This window comes from Aeromonas sp. SE22 (assembly GCF_038739755.1).
GTDB lineage: Bacteria > Pseudomonadota > Gammaproteobacteria > Enterobacterales > Aeromonadaceae > Aeromonas > Aeromonas jandaei.
The window spans coordinates 631363-649930 of sequence record NZ_JBCGFD010000001.1 but is presented as its reverse complement, the minus strand read 5'-3'; the positions used below and the strand labels follow the sequence as shown (position 1 = coordinate 649930).

Sequence of the window (18568 nt, the reverse complement as noted above, 5' to 3'; positions counted from 1 at the left end):
TCCAATTTCGTGATGTTCCGCTCAGATTGATCAACTCCGACTGGATGTGTTGGTCAAAAACTTTACAAATTAATTAGTTAGATTAAAAATGGCCGCATTTGAATATTGCAAATCTCTTCAGGTTTCGGCCCTGCTTAATGGAACTCTATAGGATGCCTCATGTTCACTTATCTCTTCGAAGCCAAATCGATACAGTCCTACCTGTTCCGGTCAGGTAAGTTAAAAGATGTAATTTCAGCCAGCGAGCGGTTGGATCGTCTAATTGATAATCACCCAACCTCCGTTCTGGCTCACGTTATCGAACAGTGTGGCCTTGAGTCAGATCTGCTGGTCCCACCTAGCACACAACACGATGAGCAAATCCATTTTGTACGCTGTAAAGGGGGGGCCTTTTATGCGTGGTGTCACAGTAAAGCCCCGCTGTTACAGCTGCGAAGCCTCTGGACGCTGACTGTCCAACAACTGTTTCCTGGCCTGACGTTTTGTGATGCGTTGTGTGAAGACGCTTCTTTACAGAACGCCTTACAACTAGGGCATGTGGCACTGGCAGCGGCACGTAATTTACCGCGCCCTCACTATCCGCTCAGTACTGCGCCTTGCGTTGCCTCACCACGTACTGGATTAGCGGCAGTGCCTCTTTCGACTGCGGCACGGCGCGAAATTGCGCCACAGGCTAATGAAAGTGAACAGCACATTGATCTCGATACTGAATTGCATCGGCAGTGCTATCGCTTTCTAGGATTACGTGACTCACTGTTACTGCAAAAATTCAGTACCGATACTGATCTGCCCGCCGATCTGCAATTCCCTCTGGATACCAGCGCCTTCTACAATGCGCAAACCGAGCAAACCGAGCAAACCGAGAATGCCGATTTGCGCGATTTGGCGCTCATTCATATTGATGGCAACGGCCTTGGTAAACAGTTAAGAGCTCTGCGCAAGGCCCTTGAAAATCAGCCAGATGATGTATTTTCTACGGCATTTCGCCAATTTTCAGATGCATTAGCTAAGGCCACAGAGCTTGCCGCGGCAGAAGCCACGCAATGGCTCTATCAAACACAGCTAAAAAAAGCATCTGTCACATACCTCGCAATGCGCCCATTGGTGCTAGGGGGCGATGATATTACGCTGCTGTGCCGCGCGGATTTAGCCTTAGGTTATGCCACGCGTTTTTGCCGCGCTTTCCAGACGCATTCTGCAGAGCAGCTCAAAGGCTTACATACTAGCTACCTTAAAGGCAGCGCAGATTTACTGCCTTACCTGACCGCCAGTGGCGGCATTTTGTACCACAAAGCCAATCACCCTTTCATGCTGTGCCATCACTTAGTGGAAGGGCTGTGCAGTGAAGCTAAAACCGTGACCAAAGCCACCCCAACGGCACTACCGGCGGCATTAAGTTTTTATCGCATCAGTAAAGCACTGGCTGAAGATATTCGCGTGTTGCGGGCACAATCTCAGCAATGGCTCTGGCAAGGTAAGCCGCTGCAAGGGGCGCTGCCGGGTTATCTGATCACTGAAAACGATGATCAATTTAACTCCAGTTTAGTGGGGCCATCATTCATTGAACTTGAGCGTATGCGCCAGTTCTTGAGCCAAAAAGTGAAGGGTAACGCGCCGTTGCCGTTGTCTATCAACAAATTCCGGCAAATGGCCACAGAGCTAAGTCGCGATAACAGTGATGAAGCCATGCGGATCTATGATCGCGCCCTGAGCCAACTCACGCCGACTCAGCGCATCGAGTGGGATAAACACTTGGTGTCATTGATGCCTTCAGCGCAGCACGCAGAGCCAAACTGGTTCTGGTCTCAAACCGATGATATGGATGAAACCCGATATCACAGCTGGATTGTCGATTTACTGGTTTATGAACACTTCATGCCAGAGCAGGAGGGTTGCCAATGAGTTCGCTGCATTTTTGCCTTAAATTTGATCTGCGCAGTGAATGGCATGTGGGTACCGGCCGTGAAGGGGGTGCCTATGCCGATAGTTTGGTCTTAAAAGACCAGCACGCCCTGCCCGTGCTCAGTGGAAAAAGTATCAAAGGGCTATTGCGCCAAGCCTTTCGTGAAGCCTCTGAGCTGCAATGGCTTGAAGGTGCCGATACTCACACCTTAACGCAACTGTTTGGTTGCGAAGGTACACACGCACAAACCCAAGGAGCACTGCGCATCAGCAGTGCCACATTAAGCCCCACCGAAATCTCCTATTTCAACGCAAATCCAAAAGATAAAGAGCACCTTTATTTAGTGCGCCACGCCACCGCAATTGATAGCCACACGGGTGCGGCTAAAGAGGGGTCATTACGAGCAATGGAAACCGTCGTACCGTTAGCTCTGCATGCCCATCTCGAGCTCAATACCACCTCTGCAGAAATACAGCAGCAGTTTGCACATTGGCTTTCTTGTGTGCTTCCGCTGATTAATTCCGTCGGTGGGAAACGCCGTCGTGGCCTCGGTGATGTGATTGTGACGGTAGAGGAGCAATAACTGATGCGTATTTTTTATACCCTAACCACGCTCGAACCTGTGATCATTAGCCGCAGTTCTGCAACCACACAGCACCAAACGTTGGATCATATTCCGGGTAGTGCATTACTCGGAGCAGTGGCCAGTAAACTATATCCAAAACTGAGCACAGAAGATGCGTTTACACTGTTTCACTCCGGTGAATGCCGTTTTTCCCCCGCCTACCCAGTGGTAACCTGTTCGGATAATCCACAGTACGGTGAAATTGCCTTACCCGCGCCAGCCAGTTGGCACACCCCAAAAGGGGATAAAAAAGACCTGACTAACCATGCGGCTCGCCGTTTTGCGCGTGATGAATTAACCCAGTACCAGCAAATACGCCAAGGTTTTATCTCTTCGGCGCACACCTTACAGTATGCCGCCGATATCCGTACCGGCCTAACCGCCCGTACGGCATTAGACTGTGAAACTCAGCGAGCTAAAGAAGGGCAGCTGTTTCAATATGCCTTCATCCAAGCCGAACAAACATTTGCTGGCTGGATTGATTGCGCAGAACCTGCACTTGCTGCATTACTCCAACAAACTCTGCACGGTGAGTTCGTTTTAGGGCGCTCACGAAACAGTGAGTTTGGCAAAGTCAGCCTGAACGTGTATCAAACACAGCCACAGCCACAGCCAACGGTGACTCACGGTAACGAGTTGGTGATCTGGTGTTTAAGTGATGTAGCTTGTTTAGATGCCTTGGGCCAACCAACCCTCACCCCAAGTGCACAAGATTTACACCCTGAGCTGTGTGGCGAGCTCGACCCAACACGTACCTTTATTCGTAGTCGCCGTGTCCGCCGCTTTAACCGCGCACGAGGTGGATTAAATAGCGAACAACTATTAATTGCAGCCGGTAGCGTACTGACTTACCAGTTACAAGATGCGCCAACAGAGCAGGCGCTACAAGCCTTAACGGAGCAAGGTTGTGGCTTCGCCAGAGAGCAAGGCTTAGGCTGGGTCATGATTAACCCCGCATGGGCAAACCAAGTAACACCTGGTACTGGAGCTAGCGAATTGTTTACGCCGTTTGCCGTGACATTGCCACAGCCGACAGCTCTACATGAAACGCCGACCAACCACGCAACATCTAGCCCACTGCTGGCATGGGTGCAAAGCAAGCAGGCAAAGCAAACTCGCACTATTGAACGCAAAACGCGTTGCCAATCCATGCACCACCACATTGCCGATGCATACCAGACTCTGCGCCGCTATCACCGCACACCACCGGCTTATCAGGCCGGACCTAGCAGCAGCCAGTGGCGTCGTTTAGCCGATCTTGCTCGCTCATCGCATGCCGACCGAGCCCAGCACCACGGCATTCTCGATTGGCGACGTGCTGCCTTTGAGTCAGAAAGTGCCATCTGTAAAACCACCAACGATCCGAGCGGTTGGGGTATCGAATGGCCAGAAGGTGATCGATTAGTCACCTTTGCACAACAGTTTGATGCGGCCGTAACGCGTCACCAACTGGATCTTGATGATCTGCGTTTACTGCTTGAAGAGTTATGCCGTTACGATCTGTCAACTGATGACGGTCTGCGCGCCTACCGTAAAAAATATGCGGCCAACAATGCTACCCATCATGCAGACAACCAGCAGGAGGCCGGACAATGAAACGTCTTTGGTTAGCCAGACTACTTTTTGAAACCCGCTCACCGCTTGCTATCCATTCTGGTGACCGCGATACCGGATTTGATCAACAATTAGTGCGAGATGCCAACGGGCTGCCCTATATTCCTGCCACCAGCTTCGTCGGCGTATGGCGTCAAAAAGCCACACAACAGCTGGGCACATCACCCACGCTGGGTCAGTCCATTGCCGATTACTGGTTTGGCACTACCGATAATGAATCCGCACAGCTTTCGGTACATCATGGCTTGTTACTGAACAGCCAAGGTAAACCGGTTCAAGGTTTGATGACCGAGCAAGATATTCATCAAGACCCTCTACTTAGCCGCTTATACCAAGCCAACCCGTTACACCGTGAACGCGTTCGGATTAACGATAGAGGCTGCGCTGCGGATAAAGGAAAATTTGATACCGTATTACTGCCGCGCGGATTACGTTTTGTCGTCGATATTCGTTGGATGCAATGTGATGAGTCACCCGAGCGTGAAGCACAGTGGCATGCATTACTGGCGCTGTTAGCCGATCCGGCCTTTGCACTCGGCGCATCAACCCGCAATGGGTTAGGCAAATTAGGCTTAGTCAGCAGTGAGATCACGCCACTGACATTGCAAGGCCAACCACAGGCGGGCGCACAAATGCTGCGTTTTGCCCAGCGCGATACCTTACCGCAAGGCCAAGCTCTGCCCCCCTCAGAGGCCACACCTTTTGCTCGCCTCGGCGTGACGGCACTAGGCGGCTGGCGTGCGGGAAGTGGTGCTCGCCCAATCGGGAATGATACCACTGAACATACGGATACCTTCACGTTCACTGAAAGTGCCATTCAATGGCAAAAACAGCACGCCACCTGGTGCGATAAGCCTCAAGCTGTGCTCTGTGGTAGCACTATTAAAGGTATTCTCGCGCACCGTACCGCGTATAACTTGCGCCGACTTAACGGTGACTTTGCCGAACAGCTTACCGAAACCGATAGCAAGAGCTGGGAAAACCGCCCAGCAGCACTGGCTGAATTGTTTGGTAGCGAAGATAGCGATGCACCCTTAGCGGGCCGACTAATTGTGGATGACTGCGTGATTTTGCAACCACATCCCCTGCATCGCACGCATACCAGCATTGATCGCTTTACCGGTGGGGTTCGTCAGGGCCGATTATTCAGTGAAGAGATTTTGTGGCAACCGGAAATAACGCTGACATTGCACGTACTGCCGGGAAAACCGTTATCTGCGAAGGTACAACAAGCCTTCGAGGAAACGCTCAACGATCTCAAAGAGGGCTTATTGCCATTAGGCGCAGCCAGTGGGCGAGGCTTATCTCTGGTGATGCATCAGCCACATCAACCGTGGGACATCGACTTTGCGCAATTAACTGGCAGCGGCAAGGAGTAAATACACATGCAAGCAGCATCCTCATTGAAAACCTATAACTCGCTCGCGCAATGCAGCCAACAGCAACCGGAAGTTCTCGGTTGCCAACTGCCTACGCTCATCAGCGGGCATCTGCAAATTGAAAGTCGCCGTGGCCAACGTGAAGAGTTAAACGCCTTATTGGCACAATGGCAGCAGGCTGAAGGTTGGTATCAAACCGCCAGCCAATTAGCTCTGGGCTTACCCGCCCACACGGCAGCTCTGCTCGAAGGCCAATGGCACCAAAACGGAAACAGCCTGCATATTCAGCACGAGCACGGTACAACCTATCGGATCACCTTGTTGAATAGCCTTGATTGTAATGGCAATAGCCATGGCAACAGCACGCTCATTCAAGCTTACCGTGAGCAGCGTCTGGTATTACGCCAAGATCTGCCACACGCCCAAGGCCGAGAGCTGGTCTACCGCCTGTGGTGGCAGCAAGGACAAACCGCCACAACAGAAGGCCTGTGGCAGCCGCTGGCGCAACAGTTTGCCGGCTTTGCGCAAGGAGATAAGTAATGACGCAGGTTCATGCCCCTTACCACTTTGTTCCGTTATCACAGTGGGTTTATTCACCTGACTGGGCACATCAGATCAGCCATGACCATCCTCTGCAAGACGGCGTTGATGGCATTATCGAATTCGATCTGACTAACCTGACCCCACTTTTGGTGGGTGCAGGCAGTGATCGCACGCGTGAACATCATCCGGCCCATGTCCACTGGGCGCGCGATCCTCAGGGTAATCCGATTATCCCTGGCAGTAGCCTTAAAGGCATGCTGCGTAATGTGTTGGAAATTGCCAGTTTTGCCAAATTTAGCGAAACCGACGATCCTCAATTTTCGTTTCGTGATATATCTACCGCTTATACGGCCTACAGCAAAACGCTACAAGACTCTGTTCTGCAAGCTGGCTGGCTAAAATACAGTGCCGAAAGCAAGGCATGGTTGTTCACCCCTTGTCAGCATACGGTGCTCTTTAGCGATGATATTGAACGCTTCACCAAAGTAAAAATCCCCAATGAGAGTGGCCTTGATGCATTGGAAAAATACCAAAAGTTCCAGAAAAACTGGCCAACCCACACTCTGCCCTTTAGTTTGAGCGAGCGTACGCTACAAGGAACGAAAGGCAAACCGGTTACCGTGGCCTGTGCCAAATTAGAACGCACCGCAGAGCTAGAAGGTTATCCGGTTTTTGTTGGCTATCGCCCAGGTGACAAAAAGTATCAAAATGAGCGACTGAACTTTCACTACCTGTTCTACCGTGCAGGAAACGAAAGCCAGCGTTGGGATTCGGAAGAAGACACCTTACGCATTTGCCGTATGTTTGCTGCTCACAATGAACAATTAGTGAACTACCTCAAACACAGTGCCTACCCGAGCATGGGGATCCCACTTTTTGTGCGCAAGCATAAACAAAGCGGGAAAATACTGGCCATGGGATTGGCAAAAATGCCGCGCATGCCATACGAAAAGAGTGTGGGTGATTTACTCTTGCAGCAACAAAAAGCCCTCAATAGCACCAGCATTTTTGACCTGCCAGGACTGATGTTTGGCACCTTATCGCACTCCGGCTTCTCATTAAAAAGCCGCGTCGCCATTGGCGATGCACTCTGCCGAGAAAATAAGGGCACAGCCACATCAACGCCGGTGATTTTGGGACAACCGAGAGCCAGTTACCTGAATGCGTATCTGGAGCAAAGCCAGCAACAGGATCAGGTCAGTGAGCTAAAAGGCTATACAACAGGCAACAAAATTGCCGGTTGGAAACGCTATCCGGCTCAAAACGCGTTCAACGCACATCTTCCTGCTGATTTACAAAGCAAAACCAACGTACAAAGCACCCTAGAGTTGATGCAACCGGGCAGCCGTTTCACGGGGCGCATTGTGTTTCATAATCTCAACCCTGTAGAGCTTGGTGCACTGCTTTGGGCCATTACCCCAACACGTAATGAGCACGATATTGCACATTTCTGTCATGGTTTGGGGCATGGTAAATCATTGGGAGCCGGCGCAGTGCAACTCACGGCCCGTTTAGCACGTACTCGGGGTCTTGAGAGTCACCATACTGTCGAAAGCCTGCGTAGCCTGTTTGTTGAGCACATGAATCAGGTATACCCTTCAGCCACTAAATGGCAAGACAGCCCACAAGTGCGCCATTTACTGGCCTTTGGTGACCAGCAGGATAACGAAGGTAAAAACCTCACCTACATGCCATTAACGAGCGGTAAATTCAGTGATGCGATGTCATACACTGACTCGCAAAAAGGCCGTATTAAATCTCTGTTACCGGCATGGCAACAAAACGGGGAAAAACTCAATCGTAGTGAGTCGTTAACTAACCCGGTAACGCCGATCGGTCAAGGCCGTTTAGCCGCATTGCTACAAGCCCTGCCACAAGACGAATTGTCTCAATTCGAAAAAGAGAGCCTAGCGCAAATGCAACAAGCGCAAGCGCACGCTAAAGAGCAAGCCTTGTTTGATTCAGCGTCAGAGCCTTTTCAAATCTGTTTACGTTTACAAAAACGTTTAGAACCTTACAAAGGCCAAACCACGCAAGATGCCAACCACCAGCGAGAGGGGGCCGCGGGCGAGATTGACCGCCTGCTGGATATGGTAAGCAACGATAGCAACGTTAGCCCCCATGAATGGAAACATATCCTAGCTTTTGCGCTGGATATGGTTTTTAGCGGCTATTTCGATACCACAGTGAAACCAAAAGAGCTCAGCAAGAAAGCAAAAGAAAAATATCTCCTGCGAAAGCAGCGATTGACTACCTTACAGCAACGGTTTTGTGCCACTGAGGTGCTGGCTTGATGTTGCCTCAAGAGATCTATGAAGTCACCGAGCGATTTTCCTATCTCAGATTACGTTTCTATATTCGCCTGCAACAGGATGGCCGCCTCCCCCCTTTCAAGGGGTCGCTTTGGCATGGCTGGCTGGGTCATATGATAAAGGGGGCCCCCCCCCTTTATCAGCTTTTGTACGGCAATCATGCCGTTCAACAGCCCAAACCCTACCAAATCCAAACAGATGGCAATCGGCAAGAACTGTGGCAACAAGACGATATTGTCTCATTTGACCTGGTCTTGTTGGGAGCTGCATGTCAGGCAGCAGAAGAGCTGGTCGCCTGCCTCGGCCGTTCACCATGCCTGCCACTGGGAGCACAAAAGATCCCGGTCACCATTCACAGTATCGCGACAGTCACGCCCTTTGGTCTTCACCCTGGCATCCACATTGGGCAACTGTATCACTGGTTGCAACCACAGCCGATTTCAATCTGGCATGAAGTAGCTCTGCAACTGGAAAGTCCATTGCGGATGAAATATCAGGGCAACATTGTCAAAAAAATCCCTCTACCATTGCCATTTTTACTCGAACAGATCGCTCGTCGCTTGGCTTTACTCACCCACTACTGGGTGGATGAAAGTGAACATCTGCTATCCACCATACCACTGGCTATCCCCTCACTGGGTGAGTATCAGCAACAAGGCACCTGTGTTCGTTTTGAAGATTGGCAGCGCTTCTCGGTACGCCAAGGCGAACAACTTCCTTTTGGGGGTCTTATTGGTCAACTCTGTTATCAAGGCGACATTGCACCTGCAATACCTTGGTTACAAATCGGCCAACAGCTCCAGGTTGGTGGCAAAACCACATTTGGACTCGGATGCTATCGCTTAATCGCCTGATCCCACCAATTGGCCAGCGCCAGCAAGAAGGTTCGCTGGCGCATAATGGCAACCATTCAAGCTCAAGGAGTTCCCATGCAGACTATCCATATCAATCTGGTCTCCGATCAGTTGCTGCCCAATCTGATCCCGGCCTTTGCCGATGAAGAGTGTCGGGGAGTCGTACTGGTACTGGGCGACAATACCCTGCGCGACAAGGCAGACAACCTGACCCGACTCTATCAGGGACATGGACTACCGACCCTCAGGATCAGCGAAGGACGTAGCAGCCACCGCCCGGTACAACTGCAACAGCAAGCCAGGGAGCTAATCGACTGGTTGGCGACTCACCATGGCGACAAACGCTGGATACTGAACGCTACCTGTGGCACCAAGCCGATGGCACTGGTCTTTGCCAACGCCTTCAACCGCTTTAACAACGAGCATCCCGAGAGCGCCAGCAGCGGCATTCCCCGCGCCCTGATCTTCTATACCGACAGCCAAAATCGCGAGATCCTGCTGCTCAATGACGGGGTCGATTACGCCCTGGATTGGCCAGCCGCGCTCTCTATGGACGAGATGCTGGCCGCCAACGGGTTTGAACGTCAAACCTGGATAGGCCCGCACAATGATAACGAGATCCGGGCTCGCGCCGAGCTGACCCGTTATCTGGGCAAGCAGTTTCAGGGGCCATGTCAGAACATGCAAAGTGGTTTGCAAGGGATGGCTACCGATGCCTGCAAGGATTTTCCCCAACAGCAGGAACAAAACATGCCAAGTGTGCCTTTTGGACCCTATGCTGCGCTCTATCAGCACCTGGTCGAGGCAAGCCTGCTGCACTGGGATGGTTGTAGCCGGCAGATCCGCTTTGCCAGCGAAGACGCTTGCCGCTATCTGGCCGGTCGCTGGCTCGAGGAGCTGACCTACCTCACCGCACAGGAGTGCGGCTTTAGCGAGGTGGCCATGAGTGTCGAAGGTGAGTGGCAGACCGAAGCGCTCCGGCAACAGAGTGTTCGCGGTAAAAACAACGAATTCGATGTGCTGATCTGTCACAACAACCAGCTGCTCACCATCGAATGCAAGGCCAAGAACTGGGGACCACACCAGCAGGGAGAGAGCACCAATCAGGATGTGGTACTCAAGCTCGAGAGCCTGGGACGCAAACTGGGGGGACTGTTTGGCGAGCGCCTGCTGATCAGCGCCCGCCCCTTGCCGGACGAGATGGTACAGCGAGCAAAGGATAACCGTATCGAAATCTGCGACAGGGCGGATGGCCAGGCAATCCACACCACCTTGCAGAGCTACTTCAACAAGATGCAATAAGCGGGGGCGTCATGAACTACCTTGTCAGCCGTCATCCCGGCGCCATCGCATGGTGCCAACGCCAGCCGCTGGCCATCGATGCCATCTTGCCCCACCTCGATCCGGCACTTATCTGTGCAGGCGATCGGGTGATCGGAACCCTGCCGCTCCCCATGGTGGCAGAGGTACAGCGACGTGGCGCCCGCTATCTGCACTTGTCGGTGCCCGTTCCCCCTGAGCTGCGGGGTCAGGAACTGAGTGCAGATCAACTGGAACAACTGGGTGCTTCATTGACCGAATATCAGGTTGAGGCACTGCTTTGAATATCCCGACTCATCAAGGAATCGCTATGGAACACATACTGCTGGCCGTTTCGGGCATGACCCCGCAAATCATCACCGAGACCCTCTATGGTATCTACCGCCAGGATCCCGCCAAATATCCCTCACGCATCGAGGTGATTACAACCGGCGAGGGGCGCGAGCGGCTGGTCAAAAATCTGTTGGGTGATGACAATCCGCTGACCCGACTGCAACAGGACTACCAACTGCCACCGCTTATTTTTACCTTGGCCGACATCAAGGTGCCTTGCGGTGACGATGGTCTGCCCCTCGAGGATGTACGCAGCGAGCGCGAGCAGGAGATCATTACCGACTTCATCACCCGTCATGTTCGCACCCTCACCGCCGATCCGGATCTGGCAATTCACGCCTCGCTGGCCGGTGGCCGCAAAACTATGGGCTTTGCTCTGGGTTATGCCATGAGCCTTTTTGGTCGCCCGCAAGATTGCCTGAGCCATGTGCTGGTAAGCGAACCTTATGAGCGGGTGCCCGATTTTTACTACCCGACGCCGACCCCAGTCTGGCGCGCGGATGCCAAAAAAGAGGGAAAACATGACCTGAGTCAGGCCGAAGTGACCCTGGCAACCATCCCCTTGGTGCTGATGCGGGAGGAGATGCCAACCGACCTGATCCGCCGTGATGAGCTCAGCTACACCCAGACGGTGGATCGCATCAACCGGGCCAATGCCCTTACCTTTGAACGCGCCAGCGTCACCCTCGATTTTGACCATATGAGCCTCTGGTGTGATGACATCGAAGTGCCCCTGAAACCGGACTGCTTTGCCTTCTATAGTTGGCTGGCCCAAGACAGCAAGGAGAACCCGGGCGAAGGGCTGGATGCACCGCGCGAAGGGATGAAAGAGCGAGAGCTTGACGGACGCCTGGCCGCCTTCTTCCGAGGGGCAATTCATCCCGCGACCCTAGTGGATGACAAGATCTCACTCGCAGATCTCTTTGAATTGGCCACTGATGCCGTCTCTCGCATGTGTCAAAGAGAAGCGGAGCGTTTTAACGCAGGCGATATACCCGATGACAAGCGGGTATATCGCAGCAAATGGTTGCTGCAAGAAAACAGCACTACCCAATTTTTGTACACAGAACATCCCCAGCGCGATCTGGCGACCCTGCTCAAAAACCATAAAAACCTCTGGGTACGGCTGCAAAAAGATACCAATGAAGCGCTGATCCATGCGTTGGGACCCCGTCTCGCCAGCTACTACCAAATAGTCACTGTCAGCAGCATCAAGGAGAAGGGCCAACGTACCCCTTACGAATGCAAGGGGCTCAAACTGCAGCCTGACCATATTCACTTCCGGTAATCCCACCAACCGGTCAGCCAGTTGGGCCGATGGCGGCACGCTAGCATGGAGCAAATCCCTGCCGGAGCGCCGCCATGACCACCCTGCTACTCGATCACCCCGACTACCAACTCACCCTGCAAGATGGTTTGCTCCATCTCGCCCACCCTGACCTCCCCTCCCGTCTCTACAGTCTTGGCCAGATCAGCCGCCTGATGGTGGGCCAAGGCATCACCCTCTCCAGCGATCTGTTGCTCAAGCTGGCCGAGCGAGGCATCGACTTTATTGCCATGGGGCGCCGCAGTTGCACTCATCTCTGCTCACTGCACCATGCCCCCGACAGCTTGCGCCTGATCCAGTATCGTGCCATCACCCAACCTGATTGCCAGCAACAACTGGTACGCCGCTTGCTCAACGCCCGGCGGATCGGGCAGAACTGCGTGTTGGCTCAACTGGGCGAACCCCCTCTGCCACCACTCAAGCCGCTGCACCATCCCATGCTGGCTGAAGCCGAATTGAGTCTGCGCTACTGGCAGGGATGGGCCAGGCAATTGGCCGGCACCGGCTTTACCGGGCGTCAGCGTCAACCACCACGTGATCCCGTCAATGCCCTGCTCTCGCTGACCTCCACCCTGGAGGACAGAGCACTGCTGCCACCGCTGCTGGCCGAAGGATTCGATCCCCAGCTGGGATTGCACCATGTGACCGGCTACCGCAGGCCCAGCCTGCTGCTAGATATCAAGGAGTTGACCCGGGCCGAGCTGGAACGCTGGCTACTGCAGCTGTGGCAGAGTCATACCCTGACGGCGGAGCACTTCACCACCTCGGATCAGGGCTGTCGATTGACCCGGGCGGGCCAGCAGCTCTTTTATCCCCTCTGGTTTGGCTGGCAAAAAACGCGCAAGCCACGGCTCAGACAACTGGCCCGAGTCTGTCGCAAGGTGCTGGAGCAGACCCTCAAGCGGGAGGTTGGCCATGACCACTAAACCGCTCTGGCTGATCGGCTATGACATCAGTTGTCCACGGCGCCTGCGCCGGATGCAACGCCGCTGTGCCGAGGCCGGCTGGCCACTGCAAAAATCCCTCTATCTGCTGCCGCTGACTTCTGCAGAACGCCTCGCCCTCTGTGATGAGCTGAAGGGGCTGATCGAGCCGGAGCAGGATCGCCTGCTCTGCCTGCCCTTTTCAGTCGTCGAAGGAAGCTTTCATCTGGGCCCTCGTGGTCCGGTACTGCTCTTTCACGACGATCCCCGGCTGGCGGATTATGTATTTTGACACTCACAAATCCCTCGCCATTGCAAGATAAAAAAACGAGAGGCCTGCAGTGAGGCCTCATAAAAATGGTGGTAAATATAACTTTTTTAAAAACAGTTGGTTGAAAAACACCATAAACCAATGGGCATAAAAAATGCTTAAAATGGCATTTTTTCATCCACAACCCTGTCCACACCAGTGGATAAGTTGCATCAATAAAAACAATGAGTTATAAATGGCTTCGGTCCTGTTGGACCACGCCCTGACTAAAGGGATTAAGACCTTGCTTCGCAGGTTTCTTTCAGGTTGTGAAATTGTCCTGTTGGACCACGCCCTGACTAAAGGGATTAAGACCGCTGCCGGAGATTCCATAACCTGATAGAACAGGCGTCCTGTTGGACCACGCCCTGACTAAAGGGATTAAGACCGGAAGCTGGCTGAAACCATGTAAGTGTCGGACTGAGTCCTGTTGGACCACGCCCTGACTAAAGGGATTAAGACACTTAATCGTTACCTTTGGTACCAGTACGCTTGGGTCCTGTTGGACCACGCCCTGACTAAAGGGATTAAGACATTCTTCCGTCGAGAACCCAGTCCTCACACTCCGGTCCTGTTGGACCACGCCCTGACTAAAGGGATGAGAGAAATGCCCCCTGGGCTGGCCAATTGGCCAGCCCGTTTTTTTTACTCGCCACCGCTATCCTCTTTCCTGTGCTTATCACCGAGGAAGCGACCATGCTCCATACTCCCCAGGCCCAGCTGCAACAGCGTCTCATAGCCCTGCAGCAGGCCTTGCAGGCCACCCCGGCTGGCATGCCGCTGGCCCGGACACTCGCCAGCTGGCTGACCCGACTACACGACCAGCCCGCCACCTTGCTGCTGCTTGGCAACTACAACGCAGGCAAAAGCACCCTGGTCAATGTACTTAGCGGCGAAGAGCTGGCACCGACCGGCGATATCCCGCTGACCGACCGGGTGACCGACTACCCCTGGCAGGGGCTCTGCCTGCGCGATACCCCGGGGCTGAACGCCCCCATTCCCCATCAGGCGGTCACCGAGGCGGCGCTGGCCAGCGCCGATCTGGTGGTCGTGGTGGTGCGCAGCGGTGATGTGGATGAGGCGTGCCTCTATCACCAGCTGGCCTCCCTGCTGCAACGTGGCAACCCCTTGCTGATCGTGCTCAATGGCGATAGCAGCGAACCCGCTTTACTCGCCTGTTGGCAGCAGCAGCTCTGCCGCCATCTGCTGGCGCTGGAGCAGGAGGGGATCCCCCCTGCGCAACTGGCCGCCATCCCGGTGATCCCCCTTAATCTGGAGACCGCCTGGCAGGCCCGCCAACAAGGCGGCCCCCTGCTGGCCGCCAGCGGCTACCCACTGCTGGCAAGCACCTTACAACAGTGGGCCACCCGACAACTGGCCGGCGAACCCTGGCGAGCCCCGCTATTGGCCTGCCTGCAACAAGGGCTGACCCAGCTGTTGCAACAGGGGGCAGCAGAGCCGGCGAGTCAGTCGCTGCTGACGGCGCGTCAACAACTGCAACATCTGGCACAGCGGCTACAAAAACAGGGGCGGTTACAACTGACCTGCCAGTTGAACGCGCTGCGCCCCGCGCTGACGGCGGCGCTCCACAGCACTGACCCACAAACCCAGGTTGCCATGCTGGTTGAAACGCTCTGTCACGGGCTGCAAAGCTGGCTTGCCAGCGAACAACCCGATCGGCAGTGGCGCGCCCTTAATCCGATGACGCAGCCATTGCCTCACACTGCCCCGGCGGGGCCGCTCACCGATCCGGTCGATGAGGCAATGAAGCTCGGTATGCCGCTATTACAGGGGGGGCTCGCCAAGGTGGGAGGGCGGCTTAATCTGGCTATCTCCCTGCTGCTGGGTGCTGCCGAGATCTATCGCCAACAGCGTGAACAGTCACGGCAAGCCGAGCTGGCCCGCGATGCAAAGCTGCTTGAGATGCAACAACTCAGCGCCCTCAGCCAACAGCTGGAAAGCACGATCGCACTGGCACTGGACGAGGCGATCCGGGCCACCCTGGCCGAGCCGCTGGCGAGACTTGAGCAACAGCTGGCCGAACTGGCTCGCCAAGCCAGTGCCGATGCCCGACAGCGGTTGATGTGGCAGCAGTGGCTGGAGGAGATAGCCATCATGCTGGCCCCGCAGGATGCACCATTTGGTGACATCACCGACAGCCCAAGTGCGGCGTGATACTGACTCATACCCTAGTGACAGGAGAGACCCCCATGCTGCTCGATACCCTGCTTGGCCGTTATCCGGACCTGCATGATCAGATCGCCCCGCTGCAGGCACTGTACCGCGCCGATCCGCGGCCAACCGTCGCCGCCATAGGCGACTACAACACCGGCAAGAGCGCCCTGCTCAACGCACTGATGGAGCGTGACCTGTTTACCGTGGCCGATCGCCGGGAGACCCGACAGTTGCAAACAGGAGTGGCCCACGGCCTCTGCTGGCTCGATACCCCCGGGCTCAATGCCGACCCGAGCGGCGCGGATGATATGGCCAGCCAGCAGGCGATGGCGCAGGCCGATCATCTGTTGATCCTCCATGCCCTCGGCAACGGTGAATTGGCCCCCGACCTGCTTCCCTTGCTGGATGAGCACGATGCCACCCTGGTGTTAACCCGGATCGACGAGTGCAGCGAGGAGGCGCAGGAAGCCGCACTGGCCGCCATTTTGCAGCAGTGGGATGGCCCGCTGGTACTGTGCAGCAGTACCCGCTGGCAACTGGGTAAACGAGTGGGTGAAACGTCTGTGCTGGCCAGCAGTGGCATCCCGGCCCTGCGCCAGCAATTGATGGCTGACGCTGCCGGCTGGCTTGCCCGCCGTCACCGACGCTTTGCCAGACTCAAGGGTGCGCTCGAGCAGATCCTGCAGGCTCGCCAGATCCAGCTGCAAGCCAGGATGTTGAAGGCGCAGTTGCAACCGCTGTCGGCTCGGGAAAACCTGGCCGATCGTCTCAACCAGATCATCGATACCCTCAACCGTTAAGGAGCACATGATGGCAGCACCTCTTTTTTGGCTCGGCGGTCTCCTGGTGAGCGGCGTAGTCACCTATCTGGCCACCCGTGAGAGCAACACCGATAGCGAGCAATATGAGGATCCGACACCGCAAGGACCCAACCCCGCCAGCCGCCATCAGGGCGAGTTGATGCTGGAGCAACTCTGCCGCGAGCTGAATGTGGCCAGCCCTGGCATCACAACACTGCAGGCAGACCCGCAAAGCTGTTATGAGGCGCTACTGCACAGGATTGAGCGAGAGGCCGAGCAGGCCGCCGCCCCGCTGGAACGGGAGTTGGCCCAGCTGGTTCAGCTACAAGCTGCGCTGGCGGCGTTGGCCCTGCCAACCCGAGGAGCAGACCATGAGTGATCCCTTCACCCCTTTTCAGCTGGGACTGGCCAAGTTGACCGACGCCTCACGGGCTGCCCATGATAGAGAGGCGGGGTTACTGGCTCAGCTTGACCAGTTGCAACAACAACTGGCCTTGCCCGCCCCGTTGGCAGCGCGAGCCGCCAACTCTGCGCTGGCAGCCGATGCGGCGCAGCTCACGACGACTCTCAGCAATCTGGCCACCGGCTGGCAGCAAGAGTGGCAAAACCAAGCACCGATGCGAGCCCTGAGCGAACAACTGGCCGACCGGTTGGTACTGCTGATTTATGGCAAGGTGAACGCCGGAAAATCGAGCCTTATCAACTATCTCAGCGAGCGACTTGGCGCCACACTGATGGCCAGTGCGCAGGCCTTTATCCTGCGTGAAGGCAGCCTTCTCCCCCACCCTTTACCACTTGCGGAAGGGGCCACTGAAACCACCCGCGAGATTGCGGTGATCCTGATCGGTGACAAACTGGCCTTGATCGATACCCCGGGGTTGCACTCGGTCACCCGGGCCAACGGCGAGCTGGCAAGGCGCTTTACCGATAGCGCCGATGCCCTGCTCTGGATCACCCCCTCCACCAATCCGGGACTGATCCATGAACTCGATGCCCTTGCTGCAGAGCTGACCCTGGGCAAGCCCCTGCTGCCGGTGATCAGTCGCAGCGACATCCAGCAAGAGAGTTGGGATGAAGCCAGCCATCAGGTGGTGAGCAAGCTGGTTGCCAAGTCCCCCGAGCGACGTGAGCAACAAGAGGAGGATCTCTATCAGCGCGCACAGCAGCACCTGCTCAGCAAGGGGACTCTACGTCAGGCTATCAGTCTCTCCGTGGCCTGCGCCAAAACAGCTCCTGATTCTGATCATGGTCTGGACAGGCTGGGAGAGGCGCTTGCCACCCTCACCGAGCAATCACTGCGCTATAAACCCGCCAAGTGGCAAGCTCAGCTCGATTATTTTATTCAGCGCAGCGTAATCGCTCCCCTTGAGCATCAGTTAAAACCAGCACTGACCCGGCTGGAGCAGGCCTTGTGGCGGATCGAGCAAGCGCTCCCCATCCTGCGGCAAACCCTGCAAGAAGAAGCGCTGATCTCGCTGCTTGACGCCTGGCCGACACTGGTTGAACGCCATCAAGAGGGACAGCAGCGAGACCAACTTCTCAACGACTATCGGACGCTGCGTGAACAGACACTGGCAACGCTGATCGAGCGCCATCTCGCTCCACTGCTGGCCACACTCCCCACCCCAGCCAGCCTGCTTCAGGTGAGCGAGTTGGGGGAGTACCGGGATCGCTATGTTACCTGGCAGGAGCCTGCCCATCAGGGCAGGCACAGCCTAACCCGCCTGGGCGCCGGCCTGCTGGGAGGGTTGGCGGGAGCACTGGGTGGCCCGGTTGTCAGCGCAATCTCCGCGCTGGCAGCTGCAGCTATCGCAGATAAATTTATGGGAGCGCCGACCGAGCATACCCGCAGACAACGGGTTGGTTTTGATAACAGCGACCTGCTCGGTAAAGGGGGCTCGGCCATCGAGCAGGATCTGCAGAGGGCAATCGATACCTTGATCGAACAGATCCGGCAAGATTACCTCTCCCCCCTGCAAAGCTATCTGGATGACGTGACCCAGTGCATCACCGCATTGCCCCATTGCACCACGCTTGTCGAACAGAGTGCATTTTCATAAATCATCCAGAAACGCGCTCACCAACTGGTGATGTCTTCAGTGCCTCCCGGACAACATTAGGATATCCACGTTGTCAATCACCCATACGGA

At 55.2% G+C, this 18568-nt stretch carries 16 protein-coding genes and 1 CRISPR repeat array; all 16 genes read left to right on the top strand.

The genetic code is table 11. The features are described 5' to 3' along the window. Positions 1-159: 159 nt before the first annotated feature. Positions 160-1902 carry a Cas10/Cmr2 second palm domain-containing protein gene (locus AAHA39_RS02835; protein WP_320655032.1) on the top strand — a complete coding sequence of 581 codons (1743 nt, stop codon included), beginning with the start codon at positions 160-162 and terminating at the stop codon, positions 1900-1902. After that, positions 1899-2486 carry an RAMP superfamily CRISPR-associated protein gene (locus tag AAHA39_RS02830; RefSeq protein ID WP_320655034.1) on the top strand — a complete coding sequence of 196 codons (588 nt, stop codon included), beginning with the start codon at positions 1899-1901 and terminating at the stop codon, positions 2484-2486. The genes AAHA39_RS02835 and AAHA39_RS02830 overlap by 4 nt, the downstream gene beginning before the upstream one ends. A gap of 3 nt (positions 2487-2489) precedes the next feature. Continuing rightward, positions 2490-4124, top strand: coding sequence for a hypothetical protein (locus tag AAHA39_RS02825; protein WP_320655036.1), 1635 nt, complete (start codon positions 2490-2492; stop codon positions 4122-4124). After that, a complete protein-coding gene (locus AAHA39_RS02820; protein ID WP_320655037.1) occupies positions 4121-5521 on the top strand; it encodes an RAMP superfamily CRISPR-associated protein in 1401 nt (466 codons plus the stop codon). Before AAHA39_RS02825 ends, AAHA39_RS02820 begins: the two co-directional genes overlap by 4 nt. Positions 5522-5527: 6 nt before the next feature. Beyond that, on the top strand, positions 5528-6061 hold the full coding sequence (locus AAHA39_RS02815) for a hypothetical protein (RefSeq protein ID WP_320655039.1): 534 nt from the start codon (positions 5528-5530) through the stop codon (positions 6059-6061). After that, positions 6061-8358: a TIGR03986 family type III CRISPR-associated RAMP protein gene (locus AAHA39_RS02810; RefSeq protein ID WP_320655041.1), complete on the top strand. Its 2298-nt coding sequence runs from the start codon at positions 6061-6063 to the stop codon at positions 8356-8358. Before AAHA39_RS02815 ends, AAHA39_RS02810 begins: the two co-directional genes overlap by 1 nt. Next, on the top strand, positions 8358-9230 hold the full coding sequence (gene cas6 / locus AAHA39_RS02805; protein WP_320655044.1) for a CRISPR system precrRNA processing endoribonuclease RAMP protein Cas6: 873 nt from the start codon (positions 8358-8360) through the stop codon (positions 9228-9230). The genes AAHA39_RS02810 and cas6 overlap by 1 nt, the downstream gene beginning before the upstream one ends. Before the next feature lie 75 nt (positions 9231-9305). Then, the gene (locus tag AAHA39_RS02800) at positions 9306-10532 is read left to right on the top strand and encodes a Card1-like endonuclease domain-containing protein (protein ID WP_320655046.1); all 1227 of its coding nucleotides are present in this window, start codon (positions 9306-9308) and stop codon (positions 10530-10532) included. 11 nt (positions 10533-10543) lie between these two features. Continuing rightward, positions 10544-10834 (top strand): CRISPR-associated protein Csx16, encoded by a 291-nt coding sequence (gene csx16, locus AAHA39_RS02795; protein WP_088869022.1) that lies wholly within the window; start codon positions 10544-10546, stop codon positions 10832-10834. Positions 10835-10860: 26 nt separating this feature from the next. Beyond that, positions 10861-12171 carry a CRISPR-associated ring nuclease Csm6 gene (gene csm6, locus AAHA39_RS02790; RefSeq protein WP_201991563.1) on the top strand — a complete coding sequence of 437 codons (1311 nt, stop codon included), beginning with the start codon at positions 10861-10863 and terminating at the stop codon, positions 12169-12171. Between the two features lie 74 nt (positions 12172-12245). After that, positions 12246-13136, top strand: a complete 891-nt coding sequence (cas1, locus tag AAHA39_RS02785; protein ID WP_320655050.1) for a CRISPR-associated endonuclease Cas1 — start codon at positions 12246-12248, stop codon at positions 13134-13136. Then, on the top strand, positions 13126-13425 hold the full coding sequence (locus tag AAHA39_RS02780; protein ID WP_088869025.1) for a CRISPR-associated endonuclease Cas2: 300 nt from the start codon (positions 13126-13128) through the stop codon (positions 13423-13425). The genes cas1 and AAHA39_RS02780 overlap by 11 nt, the downstream gene beginning before the upstream one ends. A gap of 223 nt (positions 13426-13648) precedes the next feature. After that, a CRISPR array of direct repeats spans positions 13649-14049; the repeat unit is 38 nt; unit sequence GTCCTGTTGGACCACGCCCTGACTAAAGGGATTAAGAC. A 90-nt stretch (positions 14050-14139) separates the two neighbouring features. Further along, positions 14140-15618: a GTPase gene (locus AAHA39_RS02775; RefSeq protein ID WP_320655053.1), complete on the top strand. Its 1479-nt coding sequence runs from the start codon at positions 14140-14142 to the stop codon at positions 15616-15618. Positions 15619-15653: 35 nt separating this feature from the next. Beyond that, positions 15654-16418 (top strand): GTPase, encoded by a 765-nt coding sequence (locus AAHA39_RS02770; protein ID WP_320655055.1) that lies wholly within the window; start codon positions 15654-15656, stop codon positions 16416-16418. 7 nt (positions 16419-16425) lie between these two features. Then, a complete protein-coding gene (locus tag AAHA39_RS02765) occupies positions 16426-16797 on the top strand; it encodes a hypothetical protein (protein ID WP_320655057.1) in 372 nt (123 codons plus the stop codon). Further along, complete coding sequence (locus AAHA39_RS02760) at positions 16790-18478, top strand: GTPase (RefSeq protein ID WP_320655059.1); 1689 nt, start codon at positions 16790-16792, stop codon at positions 18476-18478. The genes AAHA39_RS02765 and AAHA39_RS02760 overlap by 8 nt, the downstream gene beginning before the upstream one ends. Positions 18479-18568 lie beyond the last annotated feature (90 nt).